The sequence below is a fragment of the Actinomycetota bacterium genome (assembly GCA_016700055.1).
GTDB lineage: Bacteria > Actinomycetota > Acidimicrobiia > Acidimicrobiales > Ilumatobacteraceae > Kalu-18.
In genome coordinates this window covers 1,460,925-1,479,972 of the sequence record CP064997.1, presented here as the reverse complement: position 1 = coordinate 1,479,972, position 19,048 = coordinate 1,460,925, and the positions used below count along the sequence as shown (strand labels likewise).

At 70.6% G+C, this 19,048-nt stretch carries 21 protein-coding genes, 1 tRNA gene and 1 pseudogene; 8 read left to right on the top strand and 15 right to left on the bottom strand.

The features are described 5' to 3' along the window. Positions 1-59: 59 nt before the first annotated feature. The 4 genes from serS to IPM43_07100 all read left to right on the top strand — a co-directional run bounded on the left by serS (position 60) and on the right by IPM43_07100 (position 6,307). Complete coding sequence (serS, locus tag IPM43_07115) at positions 60-1,370, top strand: serine--tRNA ligase (protein ID QQS26110.1); 1,311 nt, start codon at positions 60-62, stop codon at positions 1,368-1,370. Further along, on the top strand, positions 1,367-2,011 hold the full coding sequence (gene pdxH, locus IPM43_07110) for a pyridoxamine 5'-phosphate oxidase (GenBank protein QQS26109.1): 645 nt from the start codon (positions 1,367-1,369) through the stop codon (positions 2,009-2,011). The genes serS and pdxH overlap by 4 nt, the downstream gene beginning before the upstream one ends. A 67-nt stretch (positions 2,012-2,078) precedes the next feature. Beyond that, entirely contained in the window at positions 2,079-3,059 is a 981-nt protein-coding gene (locus tag IPM43_07105; protein ID QQS26108.1) for a hypothetical protein, read from the top strand. Between the two features lie 8 nt (positions 3,060-3,067). Then, entirely contained in the window at positions 3,068-6,307 is a 3,240-nt protein-coding gene (locus IPM43_07100) for a hypothetical protein (GenBank protein QQS26107.1), read from the top strand. A gap of 10 nt (positions 6,308-6,317) precedes the next feature. Here the strand turns inward: IPM43_07100 and IPM43_07095 are convergent, their stop codons facing one another. From IPM43_07095 to IPM43_07080, 4 genes are all read right to left on the bottom strand, one after another. Then, the gene (locus IPM43_07095; protein QQS26106.1) at positions 6,318-7,172 is read right to left on the bottom strand and encodes a cytochrome c biogenesis protein CcdA; all 855 of its coding nucleotides are present in this window, start codon (positions 7,170-7,172) and stop codon (positions 6,318-6,320) included. Then, positions 7,169-7,735 (bottom strand): TlpA family protein disulfide reductase, encoded by a 567-nt coding sequence (locus IPM43_07090; protein ID QQS26105.1) that lies wholly within the window; start codon positions 7,733-7,735, stop codon positions 7,169-7,171. Before IPM43_07090 ends, IPM43_07095 begins: the two co-directional genes overlap by 4 nt. A 128-nt stretch (positions 7,736-7,863) precedes the next feature. Continuing rightward, complete coding sequence (locus IPM43_07085) at positions 7,864-8,280, bottom strand: WhiB family transcriptional regulator (protein ID QQS26104.1); 417 nt, start codon at positions 8,278-8,280, stop codon at positions 7,864-7,866. A gap of 106 nt (positions 8,281-8,386) precedes the next feature. Continuing rightward, complete coding sequence (locus tag IPM43_07080) at positions 8,387-8,563, bottom strand: hypothetical protein (GenBank protein QQS26103.1); 177 nt, start codon at positions 8,561-8,563, stop codon at positions 8,387-8,389. Between the two features lie 294 nt (positions 8,564-8,857). Here IPM43_07080 and IPM43_07075 point away from each other — a divergent pair, with 294 nt between their 5' ends. Beyond that, the gene (locus IPM43_07075; GenBank protein QQS26102.1) at positions 8,858-9,448 is read left to right on the top strand and encodes a hypothetical protein; all 591 of its coding nucleotides are present in this window, start codon (positions 8,858-8,860) and stop codon (positions 9,446-9,448) included. On the opposite strand, the gene IPM43_07070 is transcribed toward IPM43_07075, so the two are convergent. After that, positions 9,438-10,523 carry an MBL fold metallo-hydrolase gene (locus IPM43_07070; GenBank protein ID QQS26101.1) on the bottom strand — a complete coding sequence of 362 codons (1,086 nt, stop codon included), beginning with the start codon at positions 10,521-10,523 and terminating at the stop codon, positions 9,438-9,440. The two genes, IPM43_07075 and IPM43_07070, sit on opposite strands and share 11 nt — an antisense overlap. 143 nt (positions 10,524-10,666) lie before the next feature. Between IPM43_07070 and dut the strand changes: the two genes are divergently transcribed. Beyond that, complete coding sequence (gene dut, locus IPM43_07065; GenBank protein ID QQS26100.1) at positions 10,667-11,653, top strand: dUTP diphosphatase; 987 nt, start codon at positions 10,667-10,669, stop codon at positions 11,651-11,653. Here dut and IPM43_07060 read toward each other — a convergent pair. The 7 genes from IPM43_07060 to IPM43_07030 are packed head-to-tail and all read right to left on the bottom strand — an operon-like array spanning position 11,635 to position 15,471. Next, positions 11,635-12,003: an STAS domain-containing protein gene (locus IPM43_07060; protein ID QQS26099.1), complete on the bottom strand. Its 369-nt coding sequence runs from the start codon at positions 12,001-12,003 to the stop codon at positions 11,635-11,637. The two genes, dut and IPM43_07060, sit on opposite strands and share 19 nt — an antisense overlap. 10 nt (positions 12,004-12,013) lie before the next feature. Then, a complete protein-coding gene (locus IPM43_07055; GenBank protein QQS26098.1) occupies positions 12,014-12,412 on the bottom strand; it encodes a pilus assembly protein in 399 nt (132 codons plus the stop codon). Then, on the bottom strand, positions 12,409-12,663 hold the full coding sequence (locus tag IPM43_07050) for a DUF4244 domain-containing protein (protein ID QQS26097.1): 255 nt from the start codon (positions 12,661-12,663) through the stop codon (positions 12,409-12,411). The genes IPM43_07055 and IPM43_07050 overlap by 4 nt, the downstream gene beginning before the upstream one ends. A 48-nt stretch (positions 12,664-12,711) precedes the next feature. Beyond that, positions 12,712-13,194 carry a type II secretion system F family protein gene (locus IPM43_07045; GenBank protein ID QQS26096.1) on the bottom strand — a complete coding sequence of 161 codons (483 nt, stop codon included), beginning with the start codon at positions 13,192-13,194 and terminating at the stop codon, positions 12,712-12,714. Beyond that, a complete protein-coding gene (locus IPM43_07040) occupies positions 13,191-13,817 on the bottom strand; it encodes a type II secretion system F family protein (protein QQS26095.1) in 627 nt (208 codons plus the stop codon). The genes IPM43_07045 and IPM43_07040 overlap by 4 nt, the downstream gene beginning before the upstream one ends. Then, the gene (locus tag IPM43_07035) at positions 13,814-14,803 is read right to left on the bottom strand and encodes a CpaF family protein (GenBank protein QQS26094.1); all 990 of its coding nucleotides are present in this window, start codon (positions 14,801-14,803) and stop codon (positions 13,814-13,816) included. The genes IPM43_07040 and IPM43_07035 overlap by 4 nt, the downstream gene beginning before the upstream one ends. After that, positions 14,800-15,471: a hypothetical protein gene (locus IPM43_07030; protein ID QQS26093.1), complete on the bottom strand. Its 672-nt coding sequence runs from the start codon at positions 15,469-15,471 to the stop codon at positions 14,800-14,802. Before IPM43_07030 ends, IPM43_07035 begins: the two co-directional genes overlap by 4 nt. A 654-nt stretch (positions 15,472-16,125) precedes the next feature. On the opposite strand from IPM43_07030, the gene IPM43_07025 reads away from it, so the two are divergent. Beyond that, the gene (locus IPM43_07025; protein QQS26092.1) at positions 16,126-17,007 is read left to right on the top strand and encodes a hypothetical protein; all 882 of its coding nucleotides are present in this window, start codon (positions 16,126-16,128) and stop codon (positions 17,005-17,007) included. A 29-nt stretch (positions 17,008-17,036) separates the two neighbouring features. Here the strand turns inward: IPM43_07025 and IPM43_07020 are convergent, their stop codons facing one another. Next, the gene (locus IPM43_07020) at positions 17,037-17,990 is read right to left on the bottom strand and encodes a D-2-hydroxyacid dehydrogenase (protein QQS26091.1); all 954 of its coding nucleotides are present in this window, start codon (positions 17,988-17,990) and stop codon (positions 17,037-17,039) included. A 45-nt stretch (positions 17,991-18,035) separates the two neighbouring features. On the opposite strand from IPM43_07020, the gene IPM43_07015 reads away from it, so the two are divergent. Continuing rightward, positions 18,036-18,130 (top strand) — tRNA-Sec (locus IPM43_07015). 273 nt (positions 18,131-18,403) lie between these two features. Here IPM43_07015 and IPM43_07010 read toward each other — a convergent pair. Beyond that, positions 18,404-18,682, bottom strand: a complete 279-nt coding sequence (locus IPM43_07010; protein ID QQS26090.1) for a hypothetical protein — start codon at positions 18,680-18,682, stop codon at positions 18,404-18,406. Continuing rightward, positions 18,682-18,904: pseudogene (locus IPM43_07005) on the bottom strand (hypothetical protein). The gene IPM43_07010 and the pseudogene IPM43_07005 overlap by 1 nt, the downstream one beginning before the upstream one ends. Between the last annotated feature and the right edge of the window lie 144 nt (positions 18,905-19,048).

Sequence of the window (19,048 nt, the reverse complement as noted above, 5' to 3'; positions counted from 1 at the left end):
GGCGCCCGACACTAACGGCCGGGTCCGCGAACAGCCCGGGCCGGTAACCTCGCCCACCTGTGATCGACGTTCGCCTGCTCCGCTCCGATCCAGATGCCGTACGAGCCGCTCTCGCCCGGCGCGCCGATCCGGAGATGCTCGACCAGCTGGAGAAGGCGATCGCGCTCGACGCCGAGATCCGCGAGATCACCGGGCGCCGCGACGACGTACGGTCGCAGATCAACGAGCTCTCCCGCGAGGTCGCTCAGCTCCGCCGGCAGGGCGACACCGCGGGCGCGGAGCAATCCCAGGCCCGCAGCCGGGTTCTCGGCGAGGACGAACGGGTGATGGCAGCCGAGTTCGATCTCGTGCAGGCGAAGCTGCGCGAGCTGCTGCTGCGCATTCCCAACCTGCCGCACCCGAGCGCGCCCGACGGCCTCACCGACGCCGACAACCCGGTGGTGAAGGGCCCGGTCGGGCTGCCCGACGAGTTCGCCGCGCACCAGCGGGTGCCGCACTGGGAGATCGGCACCCGGCTGGGCATCCTCGACAACGAGCGGGCGGTGAAGATCGCCGGGTCGATGTTCGCGATGCAACGGGGCGCGGGGGCCGCGATGGTGAGGGCGCTCTGCCAACTCGCGCTCGACCGCAACGCCGACGCGTTCGAGGAGATCCGTCCGCCGACCCTCGTCACCAGCGCCACGCTCACCGCGACCGGCCACCTGCCGAAGTTCGCCGACGACGCCTTCGCCGTGGAGCGTGACGATCTGTGGCTGATCCCCACCGCCGAGGTGCCGCTCACGTCGCTGTACGCGGGCGAGGTGCTCGATGCCGACGCGCTGCCGGTGAGGGTGATGGCCTACACCCCGTGCTACCGCCGCGAGGCGGGCTCGGCCGGACGTGACACGCGCGGCATGCTGCGCACCCACGAGTTCGACAAGGTGGAGATCCTGTCGGTCGCGAGCGCGGAGCAGGCGCCACAGCTGCTCGACGAGCTCGTCGCGCGTGCAGAGGGCACGATCGGCGCGCTCGGGTTGCCGTACCGGGTGGTCGAGATCTGCACCGGAGACATGGGCCAGAGCCACCACCGCAGCTTCGACATCGAGGTGTACGCACCGGGTTGCGACCAGTGGCTAGAGGTCAGCTCGATCAGCTGGTTCGGCGACTACCAGGCGCGCCGTGCCGACATCCGCCTGCGCCGCCCCGGGCAGAAGGGCACCGAGGTGGCCCACACTCTGAACGGGTCTGCGCTCGCGGTGCCGCGGGTCTGGGCGGCCATCCTCGAGAACTACCACCAGCCCGACGGCACGGTCCTCGTACCCGAGGCGCTGCGGCCCTACATGCGCGGCGTGGAGCGCATCGGTGCAGCCGGCCGAGAGGAGAGGCGATGAACCTTCGCGACAGGCGGGTGCAATACGAGACCCCGGGCATCGATCGCGACGATCTCGCCGACGACCCGGTGGTGCAGTGGCACCGCTGGTACGACGAGGCGGTGGAGGCCGGGGCGATCGAGCCCAACGCGATGACGCTGGCCACGGTCGGCCTCGACGGCGTGCCCGACGCGAGGATGCTGCTCGTGCGTGACGTCGACGCGCGCGGGATCACGTTCTTCTCCAACTACACGAGCACGAAGGCCACCCAGCTCGCGGCCGCGCCGTCGGCGGCGGCGGTGTTCGCCTGGCTGGAATTGCACCGCCAGGTGCGGGTGCGCGGCGCGGTGTCGGCGGTGGACGCCACCGAGAGCGACGTCTACTTCGCCAGTCGGCCGAGAGGAAGCCAGATCGGCGCGTGGGCATCTCCGCAGAGCAGCCCGATCGCCGATCGGGCCGAGCTCGAGCGCCTCGTCGTCGAGGCCGAGCAACGCTTCATCGGAGACGTGCCGCGCCCTGCGCATTGGGGTGGGTGGCGACTGGAGCCGCTGTCGTACGAGTTCTGGCAGGGACGCCCGAGCCGGCTGCACGACCGGTTCCGTTACACGCGCACGCTCGACGGCGAGCGGGTCGTGTGGCAAATCGAGCGCCTCGCGCCCTGAGCACTTCTTGACGGACTACTGACTTCGGTCCCTTGCGTTCGCGTGAGGGTGGGGTTACGCACGACAGATGGCGCAGCGGGGAATGCGCGGCCGGGGGTCGGCGACGGTCGCGTTCGCCGTGGCCATCGGCCTCTCGATCACCCCGCTCGCGCGCGCGGTGGTCTCGCCGTCGGCCGCGGCGGTGGGTGATGCGGTCTCTGCGGCATGGATCGATCTGCCTCTCGACCACGCGGCCGTTGCGCCCGGTCCGGTCGCCGTCCTCGCCCATGGCACCGATGCGGCGGGGGTGGCGACGATCGCGATCCTGGTCGACGGCGAGCGCCTCGGCGAGGTGGACGGGCTGTCCGGGACGCTCGCGCAGGCGCGGTTCAGCATCGACATCGTGGAGCCCGGTGAGCACCGGTTGGTCGCGCTCAGCCATGGTGGGTCAGGTGAGGTCGAGTCGCGTCCGGTGGTGATCGTCGTCGATCCCGCCGCACCGGTCACACCGACCACGTCGATGGCGATCACGTCGACCTCGTCGACCACGTCGACGTCCGTACCTCCGGTGACGACAGTGCCGAGAACGACCTCGCCGCGAACGACCGCGCCCCCGGCGACCACCGTCGCCCCGACACCGCCCCCTACGACTCCACCGACTTCGCCGCCTCCGACGCCGCCTCCGACTCCTCCGCCGACGCCGCCTCCGACTCCTCCGCCGACACCGCCTCCGACTCCTCCGCCGACGACGTGCGACCGCCTCGTCGCCCCGACCGCGATCACCCCCGCCGGGTCGGAGGTGGTGAACAGCACCTCGATCGCCTTCGTCTGGCGCTATGCCGGCCCGTGCAACCCGGCGACGTTCGTCGTCCAGGTGTCCTCCGACCGCTCCTTCGACGTCGTCGACGTCCAGGCCAGGCTCGACGGCAGTTCGCGCTCGGTGACGCTCCAGGTGCCGTGCGTCGTCGGCACCTGGAGCTGGCGTGTCGGCCCGTCAAGCGCGCCGAACGGCGCAGATCCGGGTCCGTGGTCCGGGGTGGGCGTGTTCAACCGGACGGACTGCGGGTAGGCGGCGGCGTGGAGCGGGCACGGCAGCGTTGGGTGATCGGCGGCGTCGGCTTCGCTGCCGTCGCCTCGTTGGCGATCGGCGCGGTGCTCGTCCTGCGCGACGACGGCGACGCGAACGAGCCGCCCGGGCGCACCACGCCGCCCGCCGGGGTCACGTCGGACACCGCCGGCGGCGAAGCCGGCGACCGGTCCGCCGATGCGCGGCCGCCGTCGGGGGTCACGGTGGCGCTGACCCGCCTCGTGCCCGGTTCGCCGGGGGTCAACGTCGCCCACGAGACCGAGCTCGTCGTGCAGGCGAGCGCCGTAGCTCCGCTCGATGCGATCGAGCTGTGGGCGAACGGTGAGCTGGTGGCGCGGGAGGCAGGCGTCGGCGGCGACCCGACCTGGCAAGGGGTGCTCCCTTGGCGGCCGGCGGAGCCCGGCGTGACGACCCTCGTCGCCAGGGTGGTCGACGAAGACGGCCGCTCGGCCACGTCGAACGCGGTCCGCCTGGTCGCCGTGGAGCCAGAGGCGCCGCTGCCGCTGCACCCTCACGTCGTGGCCGAAGGCGAGACCCCGGCGGCGATCATCGAGCGCTACGGGCTGGACGACGCCGGTGCCGATCTGTTCGCCGGCCGGCTCCTCGACGAGCCGCTACCCGCGGGCACCGAGCTGGCCGTCCCGGTCGTCGCCGGTATCGGCCGGGTGCCGCCCACCCCCGAAGCGGGCGAGCCTGATACGCCGAGTGGCTCGGCCCCCGGTCCGCATCGCGTGGCTTCTTTCGCCGACGACTCCCCGCCGGCGATGACCCTCGACGAGGACGGCTGCCGGGCGACCATCAGCGCCAGCGGTGCCTCCGCCGGCACCGCCGTGGACGAGTACGCGCTCGTCGAGCTGTTGCCCGACGGCAGGTGGTTCGAGCAGGTCGCGACCTCCGCCGACGGGGTGTTCGCCGACGTGGCGGTGGCCCCCGGCGCAGCCATGTTCGCCGTCGAGTCGGTGGACGGCGCGATCCGTTCCACCTCGCCGCCGGTGGGTGTCACCGGGGCCGACGACTGCGGCGGCGACTGGACGGGCCCGCTGCGCCTGGTGCACGGCGTGCTGCTCGGGGTGCCCGACGACATCGACTCGGTCTACCTGTACGTCGGCACCGCAGGCGCGTGGCAGCGGGTGCCCGCGCAGGACCAGGCGACCATCCCCCGCCGGGGAGGAGCGTTCGGCTTCGGTGCGGAGATGGTCGACCTGAGTGGCTCCGAGCAGGTGGAGATCGAGGGGTGGGGTTGGCGGGGTGGGGAGCTGATCGGCCTCGGCCGTTCGAGGTTCGAGGCCGATCCGGGCTACGACGTGTCCGCCGTGATCGGCGTCGGCGGCGGTGCCCGCCTGTCGATCGTGATGCCCTCCGACGAGCCAGGGTCGCTCGACCGGTTGAGCGCGGAGGAATGGATCGAGCAGCCGGGTGTGCAACGGTTCCGGTGGACCAGCTCGATCGCGGGGACCACTCACGGCATCTGGCAGGTCCTCGCGTTCGACCCGCAGGCCGGTGCGTCGCCGTTCGTCGCCGGCGTGCTCGCCGAGGGGATCGTCGTCGGCTCCGGCGGCGACTTCACGATCCCCCTCGGGGCGATCCCAGGCGTGCAGGCCGAGGCCGAGGTACCCCTCGTGAGCTCGTACGCGGACCTCGCCGGGCCGGCAGCGGCGGAGCTGGTGGCCGCCCTACCGAGCACGCCGCCACCGCCGGGAGGTGTCAGCCTCGCGGGCACGTTGGCGTCGCTGTCACCCGTCGAGGGCGAAGGGCTGGTCATCCCGCCGGTCGACGACCTGTACGTGCGGGTGGTGCCGATGGTCGGCGACCACTGGCCGGGCAAGGCGACGAACGACGTGGTGGTGCACACCGGCCAGCCGGAGATGAACCTCGATCCGGGGGTGATCGACGCCCTCGGCGAGCTGGCCGCAGACCCCGATGCCCTGCCGTTCGAGCTCGACGCCACGCTGAGCACGCCGAAGCCGCCGAACCCGGCGTTCGAGAACTGCTGGACCTTCGTGAAGTGGCGCCCGGATCTGATGGACCCCGCCAAGCACAGCGCCGACTACGCGTTCTGGTACGCGTTCCTGGCCGACATCGGTGCCGGCACACCGATCTGCCCCGGCCAGTGCTACTGGTACTCCGGCGCCGGCGGTCCGATGCCGGGGTGGGTCAGCTTCGGCGGTGCCTCGTGCGGTTCGGGTGGTGGTTTCAACCCGCTCGGGGACCTGTGGGAGGCCACGACATCGGTGTGGGACAACCTGGTCGGGCTGTTCAACCAGTTGAAGGGGGTGATCGTCGACGCGATCGTCCAGCTCTCCGGCTGCGAGGAGATCGGCGGTGAGATCGTCGACGACGACGACGCTGATGCGTTCTGCAAGAAGGTCGCGACCCTCGCCGTCGACGTGGCGCTGATCTACTTCGGCATTCCGCCGAACCTTCCGGAGTCGGCTCAACTGAAGGCGTTGGCCAAGGGTGAGCTGAAAGAGGTGCTGCTCGAGGCGGCCAAGGCCCTCGGCATACCCTGCGACGAGATCGCCGCCGCGGCCGGCACCGCGGACCAGGACGACCTCACCTGCGAGGCGCTCGCCGACGAGCTGCTCGCCGAGGTCGAGGCGCAGCTCGCCAAGATCTACATCCAGGCGGCGGCAGCATCGGGGATCAGCTTCCCGCCAGGAGCCGTGATCGAGCCGTCACCGCAAGGCCAGACCACGCCACCGGTGGTGTCGGTGACGGTACGCCCGACCCCAGGGGCTCCGATCGCGGGCGGCAAGGAGTGCAGTGTGATCCTCTCGGTGGGCGCCGAGTGGTGGCCTGGCCTCAGCCCGGTCCAGCCCGCCCATGCCGCAGTGACCGCCGCCCATGGCCTCTCCGGCGCATACCTGCCGAGCTACTTCGGGGTGGTGTTGCACGGGTTGGCGTGGTTCGCCAAGTACACGGGGCCGGTCACCGCGCTCGCCGTGCGCGAGCTGCCCACGGAGGGGCTCGTCCACCAACCGAGCGGGCCGCAACCGAGCGCGGCGCGTACGTACGTGCTCAACCCGCTGCCCCGCGACCCGGTGTTCGCGAAGAGCTTCTTGTTCCAGACGAACCCGACCGGGGTGATGGTGCCGTACCACGCGCTGCAGCTCCACTCGGGCTCGACGGTGCGGGCCGAGATCTACTCCCCGTGCACCGGCCTCTACCGGGCCACGACGACGCTCGGCCCGTTCGTCGACTCGGTGCCCTTCACCGCGGTCGGTGGCTGAGCCGGCAGGATCACGACGACGGAGTGGGCCGGTCGCTGCGGTCGCGGCGTACGACCACGAAGACGACGGCAGCGACGACGATCGCGGCGAACACCGCCGCCAGCACGCCGCGGTGGGCCTGGATCCAGCGTTCGAGCTCGCCCTGCCAACCGAGCAACTCGCCGGTGACGTCGTCGGACTGCTGGCGAATGTCGTTGTACCAGTACCAAGTCAGGTACAGCCCGGACAGGATCATGATCGCCGCCGAGGCGAGCTCGACGTAGCGCATCCCCGACCGCAGAACGTGCACCAGCCAGCTCTGCGCGAGGGCCAGCGACACGGTCAGCGCCGTCACCAGCAGGGCCATCGCCAGGCCGTAGAGAGCGATGGCGACGAGTCCCTTGGCGAAGCCTTCGGCCGAGATCGTGCCGAGCACCACGGCGCTGAACGGGCCGATGGTGCAGCCGATGGAGGCCACCGCGTACGCCACGCCGAACAGGTACATCGACACCACGGTGCGGTCGCGGCCTCCTGCTTCGAGCTTCGGGGTGGACAGCGGCAGCCGGTAGCCGAACAGCATCGCCACGCCGAGGCAGACCAGGCCGATGCCCACCAGAAGGGCGACGTACTTCGCGTTCTGGTTGATCCAGTCGGTGAACAACCGGCTGATCGTGCCGACGACGAGGAAGACACTGAAGAAGCCGAGCGACAGCGCGGCGCTCACGACGAGCGCCCGCTGCACCGAGGCCCGCTGGGTGCCGGGCCGGCCGCTCAAGCCGAGGAAGAACATCAAGTAGGTGGGCAAGAGCACGAAACCGCACGGGTTGACCGCAGCCAGCAACCCGGCCGCGAACGCCGTCGACAGGCGGCTGTCGAGTGCGATCACGAGAGCAGCTCCTCGATGAACTCGGTCAGCTCGGCCTCGCTCAGCTCACCTGCACGCTGGCGGGTGATCGTGCCGTCGGGGGCGACGAACAGCGTCGTCGGGAACGCGGCGACACGATTGGCGGAGATGAACTCGCCGTTCGGGTCGCGAACCAGCTCGTACTCCACCCCGTAGTCGGCGGCGAACGACCTGGTGGTCTCCGCGTCGTCGAAGGTGTTCACGCCGACGAAGCGCACCCGGTCGCCGTAGGTGCTGTGCGCAGCGGCGAACGCCGGCAGCTCGCGTTTGCACGGCGGGCACGTGGAGTACCAGACGTTGATCACCATCGGCTGTCCGACGAGGGAGGAGATCTGCAGCTCGGCGCCGTCGAGGTCGACGACGGTCGCGTCGGTGAGCGTGGTGCCGGTGAGCGGTGCGTTCGTGCCGATGCCGGGCTGCTGGTACTCGCCGGGTTCGTCGAGTACGAGCGTGTCGCCGTCGTCGCCGCTCGTGATGGCGACCACACCGACAGCGATGCCGACGATCCCGAGCGCGACGAGCGGAGCGATCAGGCGACGGTCCACGCCTCGGAGGCTAACGGCGTGGCCGGTCGGCCCGGCCGCGAGCGGGGGGCTCTCGCGGCCGGGCGCCGGTGGGCAGTCGGAGGCTCGCCGAGGGCGTCACCTCCGACCGGCGACGTATGGAACGGCGCTCAGGCGACGCGGACGGCGACCTCGGTGTCGACGTCGATCTCGTCGATCGAGGCCACCTCGCGCACGTGGCGGTCCTCGTCGACGACGATCACCGGCCGGGGGTGCTTGGGCGGTCGGCCGCGGGGTCGCTTGGTGGCGACGATGCGGCCGGTGTCGACCAGCTCGCCACCCCACACCCCCCACGGCTCGACCCGCGCGAGGGCGCCCTCGAGGCACGGCTCACGCAGCGGGCAGCGGGCACAGATCGCCTTAGCCCTCGCGATGTCCACCAGGTCGTCGCTGAAGAACAGGTGGGTGAGCGTGCCGTTTCCGTCTGCGCAGCGGGCGGCGGGGCGCGGCGCGGTGTCGAGCAGCGCCGCCGCGGCGAGCTCGATCTCGAGCTCCAGTTCCAGTTCGGTGATCTCGATGGTGATCATGTGCTTGGTCTTTCGGTGTCTGCGGGGAGGGAACTTGTCCGGGAAACGAAGAAGGCCGCCGGTGTGATCCGGCGGCCTCGGTGCGTATCCCTGACGTTGGGTACTTCTACGTCAGTTGTGCTCCGAGCCGTCGGGGGCGCTTGGTGTTCGGCATCGCGGCCCCGATCGGGGCGGTGGTGGTGACCACGTCGACGAGCCACTGGAACCCATGACCGGACAGGCCGCGCGGGCGCGCTGCACCGGGCACGGGGGCCAGGTAGCAAGCGAACGTCGTGCAATCCATCGAAGGTCCTGTTCGGTCGTGCGGCGCGGCAGGGGCGCCGCGTCGTGGGTGCAACAAAACCACGACCAGGCGGGTGCCGTCAACCGGTTTAATCGGAATCGGGTCAAGTAACGTCGCCGTCCGTGTCGTTCGCCGCGGGCCGGGAGCTGGTCGAACCCTTGCCCGGCGCCAGGATCGTCGAGACCGCGCGGCGGGTGCGCCTCGGCGACGTCAGCCCCTCCGGTCGGCTGCGCCTCGACGCCGCGGTGCGTTACCTGCAAGACGTCTCCGACGACGACACGAGGGATGCCTACGTTGACGACGCGGGGGTGGGTGGTGCGGCGCACGGTGCTCGACGTGCACTCCTTCCCCGCCTACGGGCAGATGCTCGAGCTGCGCACGTGGTGCGCCGGGCTAGGTGGCCGATGGGCCGAGCGGAGGGTGTCGATCACGGGCGCCGACTCGAGGATCGAGGCCTCGACCCTTTGGGTGCACGTCGACCCCGAGACCGGCCGCGCGGTTCCGTTGACCAAGTCGTTCCTCGATCTCTACGCGCCGTCCGCGGGCGGTCGGACGATCTCGGCACGGCTGCACATCGGCGAACCACCCGCTGATGCCCGAGTACAGCCGTGGCCGGTGCGGTTCACCGACTTCGACGCCCTCGGCCACGTCAACAACGCCGCGGCGTGGGCCGCGGTCGAAGAGCACCTATCCCCCCGGCGTGATCTGCGCGGGGCGATCGCGGCGACGCTGGAGCACCGCCATCCCCTCGAGCGCTCTGACCTCGACGGCAGTGGTGCCGTGCAGTGCACCGTCGACGAATCCGACGCGCGCCTCGCCGTGTGGCTGCGCGGCGTCGGCGGCAAGGTGGCGGTGGCCGCCGAGGTGCGCCGGCTCAGCCCGTGAGCACGTAGTGGTATGCGCCATCGCTGTCGTGGCGCTCCATGTCGCCCGCCAGGCGGAGGTGCTCCAGATGCGCGAACGTCTCGCTGTCGGCCATCGCGCCCTGCGCCCGGGGGGAGAACAGGTGCGTCGACATCTCCATCACCGTGGCCGGTCGGCCGATCTCCGTCGCCGCGTCGCGCAACCGCTGCAGCCGGGAGTCGTGGTGCTCCTTGATGGCGAGTGCCCTGCCGGCGAGGTCTTCGAAGGGGTGCCCGTGGGCGGGCAGTGCCAGGCGCACCTGCGGTCCGAACGCAGCGACCTTGTCGAGTGAGGCGAAGAACTGCTGCAGCGGGTCGGCCACGCCGATCAGGCCGCTGATGTGGGGGGTGATCGTCGGCAGCACGTGATCGCCGCACAGCATCAGGGCACCCTCGGGGTCGTAGAGGCACAGGTGGTCCTCGGTGTGACCGGGCGTGTGCACGGCTACCCATTCCCGCCCGGCGAGGCGGATGGTGGCCGCGTCGTCTAGCCGGACCGTCGGCGTGGGCAGCCTCATCATCTGCGGGAAGGCCCTCGCCACGGTGATGCCCAGCCTGCGCTTCCACGACAACGAGATGCCCTGGCCGCCCCATGGGGTGGGGTCCCACGGCTTGCGGTGACGGGGGGCGTCTTCCGGCCGGTCCGGCGAGGCGAGATCCGCCGCGTCCTCGACGTCGTGGTCGGCGGGCTCGCTCGGATCCCACAACACCCGGAAGCGGCGGTGCGTCACGATCTCGGCGCCCGTCTCGGCACGCAGCCGGGCCGCGCCGCCGAAGTGGTCGGGATGGCTGTGGGTGACGATCACCGTGTGCACCCGTGACAGCGGAATCGACGCGTCGCGGAGCCGATCGTTGATGGCGGACCAGCTCCGCTTGCCCGGCAGCCCGGGGTCGACGACGGCCACACCCCGCTCGTCCTCCAGCACGTACATGTTGACGTGGCCGAGCCCGGGCATGTTGATCGGAAGCTGGGCGCGAAGCACGCCGGGGGCGATCTCGGTGACTACCTCGCTCGCCGGCTGCTGTTCCTCGCGCTGAGGCTTGGGGCCGTCCACCATCGGGCGATCGTACTTGCCGTCTGCAATCACCCGACAGGCGGAGGCGGGGTAGGCGCCTGCTCGGCCTGCGCTGCGGGGACGAACACCTGCTCGCGGTAGAAGCGCAGCTCACGGATGCTCTCGCGGATGTCGTCGAGGGCGCGATGCGCGTTCTGCTTCGTCGGGCGGGAGCCGTTGAGCGCCGGGTACCAGCGCCGGACGAGCTCCTTCACGCTCGACACGTCGACGCTGCGGTAGTGCAGCCAGGCCTCGATCTCGGGGAGGTACGCGGCGAGGAAGCGGCGGTCCGTGCCGATCGAGTTGCCACAGAGCGGCACCTTGCCCGGCTCGGGCACGTGCTGCTTCAAGAAGTCGAGGGTCAAGAGACCCGCGGCCTCGAGCGAGACCGTCGACGCCTTGATCGCGTCGAGCAGACCCGAGCGGGTGTGCATGTCGACGACGAAGGGGTCCATCACCGCCAGCACGTCGTCGGGCTGGTGAACGACCAGGTCAGGGCCCTCGGCGATGATCTCCAGCTCGTCGTCGGTGACCAGGGTCGCGATCTCGACGATGACATCCTTGCCGGGATCGAGGCCGGTCATCTCCAGATCCATCCACACGAGCACGCTGGCGAGACTAACTGCGGCTCCGCTCGGGTCGAGGCGGGGGCGGGTTCGGGCCGCGCCGAGGCCGCGTTGGCTAGCGTGCCCGCCGTGCTGGAAGTGCCCATCGTGCAGCTGGACGACGGCCTGGCGCTGCCCGCGTACGCGCATCCCGGCGACGCAGGGCTCGACCTGCGTGCACGCCACGGCGCGGTGCTGGGCGCCGGTGGTGGGCGAGCGCTCGTGCCGACGGGCATCGCGGTGGCGATCCCTCCGGGTCACGCCGGCCTGGTGCTGCCGCGCAGCGGGCTCGCGCTGGAGCATGGCGTCACGGTCGTGAACGCTCCCGGGCTGATCGACTCGGCGTACCGGGGTGAGATCAAGGTGGTGCTGTTGAACACCGATCCCGACCATCCCTACGAGGTGCATCGCGGCGACCGCGTCGCCCAGCTCGTGGTGCTCGCCGTCGACGAGGTCGGGTGGTGCGTGGTGGACGACCTCGCCGGTGAGAACCGCGGCGGCGGGTTCGGTCACACCGGTCGATCGTGACCCTGCGGGGCGCTACCGGAGGCAACCTCGTGCAGGTTCGCGCCGACGCGCACCGCACGATCGGCGCCGGTCAGCATGAGCCGCTCACGTAGCGGCCCCTCTGAGCAAACGGCCACGAGGTCGCCTCCCCTGCGGCGCGCGTGGCCGGCGGCGCCGAGCACTATGCCGAGGCCGGTGTCGTCGAGCACGGTCACGCCGTCGAGGTCGACCGCCACCGTGGTCCCCGGCGCGTCGTCGACGAGCCTCGCCAGCGAGTCGCGCAGGCGTGGCAAGGTGGCGAGGTCGATCTCGCCGGAGAGCGCCAGCACCTCGACGACGCCGACGGTGTGTCGGCGCAGGCTCAGCTCCACGCAGCGGACGCTACCCGCCCCCCGGTGGAGGGTCGCGGGCCATCGTGACCGCGGCGCGCAGCGTCACCGTCGGCAGCAAGGGCCCGATGAGCGGTACGTCGGTCGGGGCGTCGTAGGTGACGGTGACGGTGACCAAGCCGTCGTGCACCGCCGTCGACACCGCGAGCGGTGCGATCTCGGTGGCGCGTGTGGCCGCGGCTCTCGCCGCGCCTGGCGCGTCGGCGTCGACTGCTGCTGCCCGCGCGGCCTCGCGGGCAGCATGCAAGATGCCGAGTTGCTGGGCGGCGACGACCGCGACCTGCACGACGCCGAGGGTCACCATGACGAGCAGCGGCAGCACCAGCGCCACCTCGACGGTCGCCTGCCCGCCGTCGGGGCGTCGCCCGGCCGGCGCGGCGGAGGTGCTCATGGCACGCGCGACAAGATGCCGTCGATGACGCCGTCGAACAGCTGGCCGATCTTGCCCGATCCGCCGCCGCTCGTCGCCCACGCAACCACGAGCAGGGCGACGAGCGCCGCGGCGAGCATCACCAGCGCGTACTCGGTGGTGGCCTGACCTCGGTCTCGTGTGGACGCGACGAGGGCGGAGTCGGGTGCGTCGCGAACGCAGCCGGATTCGGGGGGCGCGGCCGGGTCCGGCCGCAGTTCGGTCTCGTGCATTTGGATGTGGGGTCCTTCCGGGAGTTGTCAGCAGGTGGTCGCGCGGGGTCAAGGTGACGTGGCCGACAACGACGAGAGGGCCCCGGCCAGGACCGGGACGATGGCGAGCAGCACGAACGAGGGCAGGGTGCAGACGACGAGTGGCAGCCCTAGCCGCACGGGCAGCTCTCGCGCGCGCTGGTCGGCATCGCGGCGCCGTGCCGCCCTGGCATCGGCAGCGAGCTGGTCGAGCAGCGGTGCAAGAGGCAGGCCATAGCGCTCGGCGGTGGCGAGAGCCTCGGCCATCGGCGTGGCGGCCGGGCCGAGATGGTGAGGGAGGGCGTCGAGCGCGTCTGCCAGGCGGTCGCCGGTGTCGAGCCGGTCGACGACCGCGGCGAAGGCCACACCCGCATGACCGGGGGCGTGGCGGGCGGCGCAACGCACGGCGAGCACCGGGGTGAGACCGGCGCGGATGAGGGCCACGAGCAGCTCCATCGCATCGGGCACCTCGGCGGACCGCCGGCGCTCGAGACGTTGCCGGCGTCTTGTCATCGCGCCTGCTCCACGATGCGACGCGTCCAGCGCCGTCCGGCGAGGTTGAGCAAGGTCCCGACGACCAGGCACGTCCAGCCGAACGGTGTACGCAACAGCACTTGGCGGACGTCGGCACTGGTGAGGACCGACCAGGTCGCGACCAGCACGGGCAGCCAGGTGAGCATCCGGGCCGACAGCACCGCCGCCGCGGCCTGCACCTTGCGCTCCTCCCGAAGCGCGGCACGCTCGCGCAACGTGGATGCCACACGGTCGAGTGGCTCGGCCGCGGGCCCGCCGTTCTCGGCGAGCGTGGCGAGCACGGCTCGGGCCAGTGCCCAATCGGGGTCTGTGTCGTCGGTGGCGGCGATCGCGCGTGTCAAGGAGCTGCCGGTGCGCACCTCACGCGCGACGGCGCCGAGTTGGTCGGCGAGCACGATGGTCTGATCGAGTCGGCGCCCACGACGTCGCCACCCGGCAGCGGCACCGCGCGCAGGCTCGGCTTCGTCGTGGCCGGGCGCGACGTCGGTGCGTAGGCGGCGGCGGGTGCTGCGTGAGTTGAGGGCGCGTGCGGTGGAGTGGATGGCGGCGAGCGCCAGAACGCCCGTGCCGGCACCACCGACGGGCATCGCCGCGGGGTTCATCGCCGAGACCGCCGCGGTGTGTCGACGATGTCGTCCGCACGGGCCAGCAGGCGCAGGCGCTCGCCACCAGCGGCAGTGAGCGTCGCGTCGTCGGCGACGACCTCGGCCACCTCGACCACCTGGCGGCGCCCGTCGGCACCGCGCCCGACGAGCACGACGTGGTCGACCGCGGCGTGCACCTGTTCACGAATCGCGGACAGCGGCCACGCGGGCGCGGCGAGCAGTGACAACACCTCGACCCGGCGCAGCGCATCGACGGTGCTCGACGCGTGAAGGGTGGCCATCGAGCCGTCGTGACCGGTGCTCATCGCCTGCACGAGGGTGAACGCCTCGTCGCCGCGAATCTCGCCGAGCACGAGCCGATCCGGGCGTAGACGCAACGCGGCGCGCAGCAGCGCACCGACGTCGATGGCCGCGAGACCGTCGGCGGTGGCGTCGCGGCTCTCGAGGCGCAGCACATGGCTGGTGTGCAGCGCCAGCTCGGCGGTGTCTTCGAGCGTGATGATCCGCTCGTGGTCGGGCAGGTGGCCGGCGAGCGCGTTGAGCAGGGTGGTCTTGCCCGACGAGGTGGCGCCGGCGACGAGCACGTTGCAACGTGACTCGACGAGGCGCACCAGCAGCTCACACACCTGTGGCGGCGCGAACGCCTCGAGCCCGAGGGTGGCGGTGGTGAACCGGCGGATGGCCAGACAGCGCCCGTCGACGGCGACCGGAGGGATCGCCGCGCAGACCCGTGAGCCGTCGGCGAGCCTGGCGTCGACCACCGGGCAGAGGCGGTCGAGCCGCCTGCCGGTGGGGGCCAGGATGCGTTCGAGCAGAACGTCGAGACGGCCGTCGGGCAGCGTGGCCGCGCGCTCGAGGCGCCCGTTGCGCTCGACCCACACCTCGTGCTCGCCGTTGACGAGCACCTCGGTGACATCGGGATCGTGCAACCACACGTCGAGCGGGGCGAGCTCGTGCTCGGGGACGAGTGATCGGCCGCTCATCGAAACCACCACGGCCGCGGTGACGAGAAGCTGAGCCGGGCGAACAGGTGGTCCATCGCGAGCACCGACGGCATGCGGGTGTTGAACAGCCCGGAGTCGACGGCGCGGCCGACGGCCCCAACGACGGGCACCTCGGCCACGACTGGGGCGCCGACGATGTGCTCGGCGTCGATGCGCCCAAGCGCGCGGCCCTGTTCGGAGACGAGGACGATCCCACTCGGTCGCACGGGAAGCGAGGCGGCGCGGCGCAGCGCGAGGTAGCAGGTCCGCACGACTAGCAAGGATGCGTCGCAACCCCCGAGCAGCTCGGGGCTGACCGGCCAGGTGCCTGCATCTACGACGACGTTGCGACCGTCGTCGTCGAGAGCGTCGACCAGCTCACCCCAGCGGTCGGCACGGGGCTGGCCCCTTCCACAGGGGATGAGCCCGAGCGTGGATGAGGCGGCGGCCTCGATGCGATGGAGTGCATCGGCGCCGACATCGCTCGAAGCGGCGAGCCAGTCGAGCACCCCCGCGCCGGCGGGCTCGGGGATGCCGAGCACGGTGGGCAGGTCGCCGCCCAGGTCGACGGCCAGGGCGTCTTCCTGGGCCGAAGCGGCGATGGCGAGGGCGGCGGCGATGACAGTGACACCGCTGCCGCCCTTCAGCGACCAACAGCAGATGAGCACGATTCCCCCGGATCGACAGGCCCGCGGGGCGGGCCGGGATTCACGTGGGGGAAGCGATGACGAAGCTAGCGCGGGGGTGTGGCACGGACAACGTGGCCGGCGAGAGTGGGCGCCGACGCGTCGGCTCGGAGCGACTCGAATTCGTCGCTGCCTTGAACGAGGTTGGCGGAGCGCCTCGATCAACATCGCGGCGGGGAACACTCCTGCCGTTGGCGACACTTACTAGTGAAGGTCCACACAGACCGACACCAAAGGAGGACTCGTGACGAAGATGAAGACGATGAATCGGGTACTCGCAGTCGCGCTCGTTACGACGAGCCTTGGTATTGGGGTGACGTCGTCGTCCGCTTCTGCTGCAGGGCAGAACAGCTGCCTTTCCGGCGATGCCTGCGTGTCGGACTGGCACAGCGGGTCCACCACCTACGGCTGGACCGGGAGTGTGAACAACCACAACTCGTACTCGTTCAGTAACGGGCACACAGTGGGCAACGACGTTGGATACGGTCGCAACCGCGATTCTGTTTACACCCTGATCTGCTTCTTCGAGAACACAGGTCGAACTGGCCCAAGTGCGGGGTCGGTGCCATACGCCGGCGCCACCTGGGTCTTGATCGAGAAGACGGCCGAGTCTCACACCACGACGACTGCTTCGACGTGCTAGTTCGCGTGCTGGCGGTTGTTGCCTGCCTGTGTCTCGTCGGTTGCTCCGACAAGGACCAGGCATCCTCCGCGTCGAATCGCGACCTGGTGGGCGCATCATTTGATTCAGCCGTCGCGTCGGTGGTCGATACGCCTTCGGCGTTTCCTGTTGGACGAGAATGGCGCGAGCAGCTCGGCGCTTCAGCGGTCTACGAGCTGGACGCCCTTCGTTACAACGAGTACCAGCGTCGAGTCGCGAGCTGCATGGAGCAGCGCGGCTTCGACTATCTGCCCGCGACCTTTCGCGAGGCCTCGGTGATATTCAATCGCCTCATCAATCCACTCAATGCGCAAGCCGCAGCGCGATATGGCTACCACCGTCCAGATGCTGCAAGTGCTGAGGTCCGCCAGCAAGATTCGTCGGCTGCTTTCGACCTCGCGCTGAACGGCCCTGAGGATGATGACGCCAAAGGGTGCGCCGCGCCGGCGTTTGGGCTTGTGCAATCGAAGGTGAGCGCGGCGTTCACTGCTGTGCAGGCGATGTTCGATTCGCTGGACGAGGCGACGGACGGATACTTCGAGTCTGCAGGTGGGATGGACAGGCTGGCGCTGTGGTCGACGTGCATGAACGATCGCGGGTTCGGGTTCCGCACTCAACACGACGGAATCGACCGATACACAGACACGCCGGCGATTACGGACGACGAGCTCCGGGCGAGGTCGTCCGATCTCGACTGTGATCGTCAGACGCAGCTCACTGCCTCGAGGTCGAGATGGGAGCGAGCCGCCTTCGGGGTCTGGATTGCGCAGAACGGGCCGGGATGGGACGAGGTCCTGATCGAAGTCGATGGGGCGGCGCGTGCCGTGCGAGCTCTCGTTGATGAGCAGCTGGGCTGATCGGTCCTCGGAAGAAGTGTCGGCTCGGCTCAGGCGAAGATCTCGTTGCGCAGTTCGTCGCCCCGGTGCCAGCGCTCGAGGTTGTCGACGAAGATGTCCGTGGCGCGCTCGAGCGACAGATCGCTGGCACCGGAGCTGTGCGGGGTGACTATGACGTTCGCCATGTCCCACAGCGCGCTGTCGGCGGGCAATGGCTCGGTGGCAAACACGTCGAGGCCGGCCCCGCCTAACTGGCCCGACACCAGCGCCGAAACGAGCGCCTCCTCGTCGACCAGTTCGCCCCGCCCGACGTTCACCAGCCGTGCGCCGGGGCGCATGAGGGCGAACTGCTCGGCGCCGATCAGGCCGCGCGTGCCGTCGGCAAGCGGCAGCGCGAGCACGATCCAGTCGGCCTCCGCGAGCAGATCGTCGAGACGGTGGAGGGGCCAGGTCTCGCAAACCTCGTCGCCCGACGGGGTGCGCCGGCACCCGATCACCCGCATGCGCAGGGCGATGCCGAGCCGTGCGATCTCGCACCCGATCGGCCCCATGCCGACGACGGCGAGGGTGGTGCCTTCCAGCTCGGCGAAGCGGTGCGGCGCCCAACGGTGCTCGCGCTGGGCGACGCCCCACGCGGGCAGGTCGCGGCTGAGGGCGAGCATCATCATCACCGCCGTCTGCGCGATGGGTGGCGCCGCCGAGCCCGACGAGTTGGTGAGCCGTACCCCCGCCTCGAGGAAGCGGGCGAACACCGGGCTGTCGACTCCTGCGGAGAAGGTGTGCAGCCAGCGCAGGTTCGGGGCGCGCAGGCAGGCACCGATGAACCGTCCGGCGCGCGCTGGCCATGCGTCGCCGGAGAAGTAGGCCACCTCGATCCGGCTGAGGTCGGCGTCGGCTACGTCTTCGTCCCCGGCGAGCAGCACCGGGCGCAGGCCCGGGGCGGCAGCGAGCAGGCGGTCGCCGTGGCGCGTCCACATGGTGTCGGTGCAGAAGAAGACGGTCATCGGTTGCCCTCCCGCACCGTAGCCCGGCCCGTTAGGGTGGCCGGCGGAGGTGTCCGGGCACCTGGTGGGCTCCACCGCCTTCAAAGCGGCTGGGACGAGCGACCCTCGTCCGGCGGGTTCGATTCCCGTCCACCTCCGCGTCAATCGGACCCTGGTCAGCACCTGCCGTGACCTGCTGCGATGCCGGCCAGGGTTCGATGCATCTCACCTGGTGAAGGATCTCCTCGATCTGGATCTGCTGAACGAAGCCGCAGTACACGCGTGTCGGAGGCGTCGGCTATCCCGCCGATCTCGGAGCTCATAGCTCTCAACTTCGCTCTCAAGGCGTGACGTGGCCCAGTTCGCTCTAGCCGGCGACCGGCTCGTCCTCGTTCGGGTTGGTGCGGGTCGGTCGCGGGGCGGCCAGCGCCGGTTCACGCGGTCTCGGTGAGCGTGGCGTAGCGTTGCTGCGCTGCTTGCGCCGAGGTGCCGAGGATGGCGCCGATCGCTGCCCAGCTGAGCCCAGCGCCACGGGCGGCGGTGACGGCATCGATGACGTCGCGCTCGCTACGGGCCCGGGCGAGCACAGCGCGGCGTAGCAGGACAGTCTCCACGGTAAGTTCGTCGCTGTCGGCGGGTTCGTAGTCCTCGAAGCGCTTCGCGAGCTCGTCGGCGTGGTCGAGGATCTCTTGGATCGATCGAGGCATCAGCATCACCTGACGTACTTGGATCGTGCGGGCATGGCATGGACGATGAAGTCGATTCCATCGGCGTTGGCAACGCCGATCTCGAGCGGTCGTCCCGCCGCGGTCGGGGCCGACGAGCATCACGAGGTCATCGACGGCGAAGGCTCGGATCGGGTTGCGGTAGGCGTGAAGCATGTCGTCGTCGGTGACCCCGTGCTTGCGGGCGCTCCGCAGGACGACGGGATCCATCCCGTCAAGTTACCTTGGGTGGGCGCGGTGCGTCGATGGTCCCCGCCGGCTGGTGCCGCCGGCGTACGAGCCTGTTCGCTCGCACGAGGTGCGACTCCCTCCCTGGGCCAGGAAGTTCCCCCGAGGTCCGCACTGCCGCGAACG

Bases quoted from the DNA above. Each gene is read 5' to 3' on its own strand.
- IPM43_07035 (QQS26094.1), bottom strand. From the start codon at position 14,803: ATGAGCGGCCGATCACTCGTCCCCGAGCACGAGCTCGCCCCGCTCGAC.
- IPM43_07050 (QQS26097.1), bottom strand. From the start codon at position 12,663: ATGCACGAGACCGAACTGCGGCCGGACCCGGCCGCGCCCCCCGAATCC.
- pdxH (QQS26109.1), top strand. From the start codon at position 1,367: ATGAACCTTCGCGACAGGCGGGTGCAATACGAGACCCCGGGCATCGAT.
- IPM43_07070 (QQS26101.1), bottom strand. From the start codon at position 10,523: ATGGTGGACGGCCCCAAGCCTCAGCGCGAGGAACAGCAGCCGGCGAGC.
- dut (QQS26100.1), top strand. From the start codon at position 10,667: ATGCGCGTTCTGCTTCGTCGGGCGGGAGCCGTTGAGCGCCGGGTACCA.
- IPM43_07085 (QQS26104.1), bottom strand. From the start codon at position 8,280: ATGATCACCATCGAGATCACCGAACTGGAACTGGAGCTCGAGATCGAG.
- IPM43_07045 (QQS26096.1), bottom strand. From the start codon at position 13,194: ATGACAAGACGCCGGCAACGTCTCGAGCGCCGGCGGTCCGCCGAGGTG.
- IPM43_07105 (QQS26108.1), top strand. From the start codon at position 2,079: ATGGCGCAGCGGGGAATGCGCGGCCGGGGGTCGGCGACGGTCGCGTTC.
- IPM43_07040 (QQS26095.1), bottom strand. From the start codon at position 13,817: ATGAACCCCGCGGCGATGCCCGTCGGTGGTGCCGGCACGGGCGTTCTG.
- IPM43_07010 (QQS26090.1), bottom strand. From the start codon at position 18,682: ATGCTGATGCCTCGATCGATCCAAGAGATCCTCGACCACGCCGACGAG.
- IPM43_07020 (QQS26091.1), bottom strand. From the start codon at position 17,990: ATGACCGTCTTCTTCTGCACCGACACCATGTGGACGCGCCACGGCGAC.
- IPM43_07055 (QQS26098.1), bottom strand. From the start codon at position 12,412: ATGAGCACCTCCGCCGCGCCGGCCGGGCGACGCCCCGACGGCGGGCAG.
- IPM43_07080 (QQS26103.1), bottom strand. From the start codon at position 8,563: ATGGATTGCACGACGTTCGCTTGCTACCTGGCCCCCGTGCCCGGTGCA.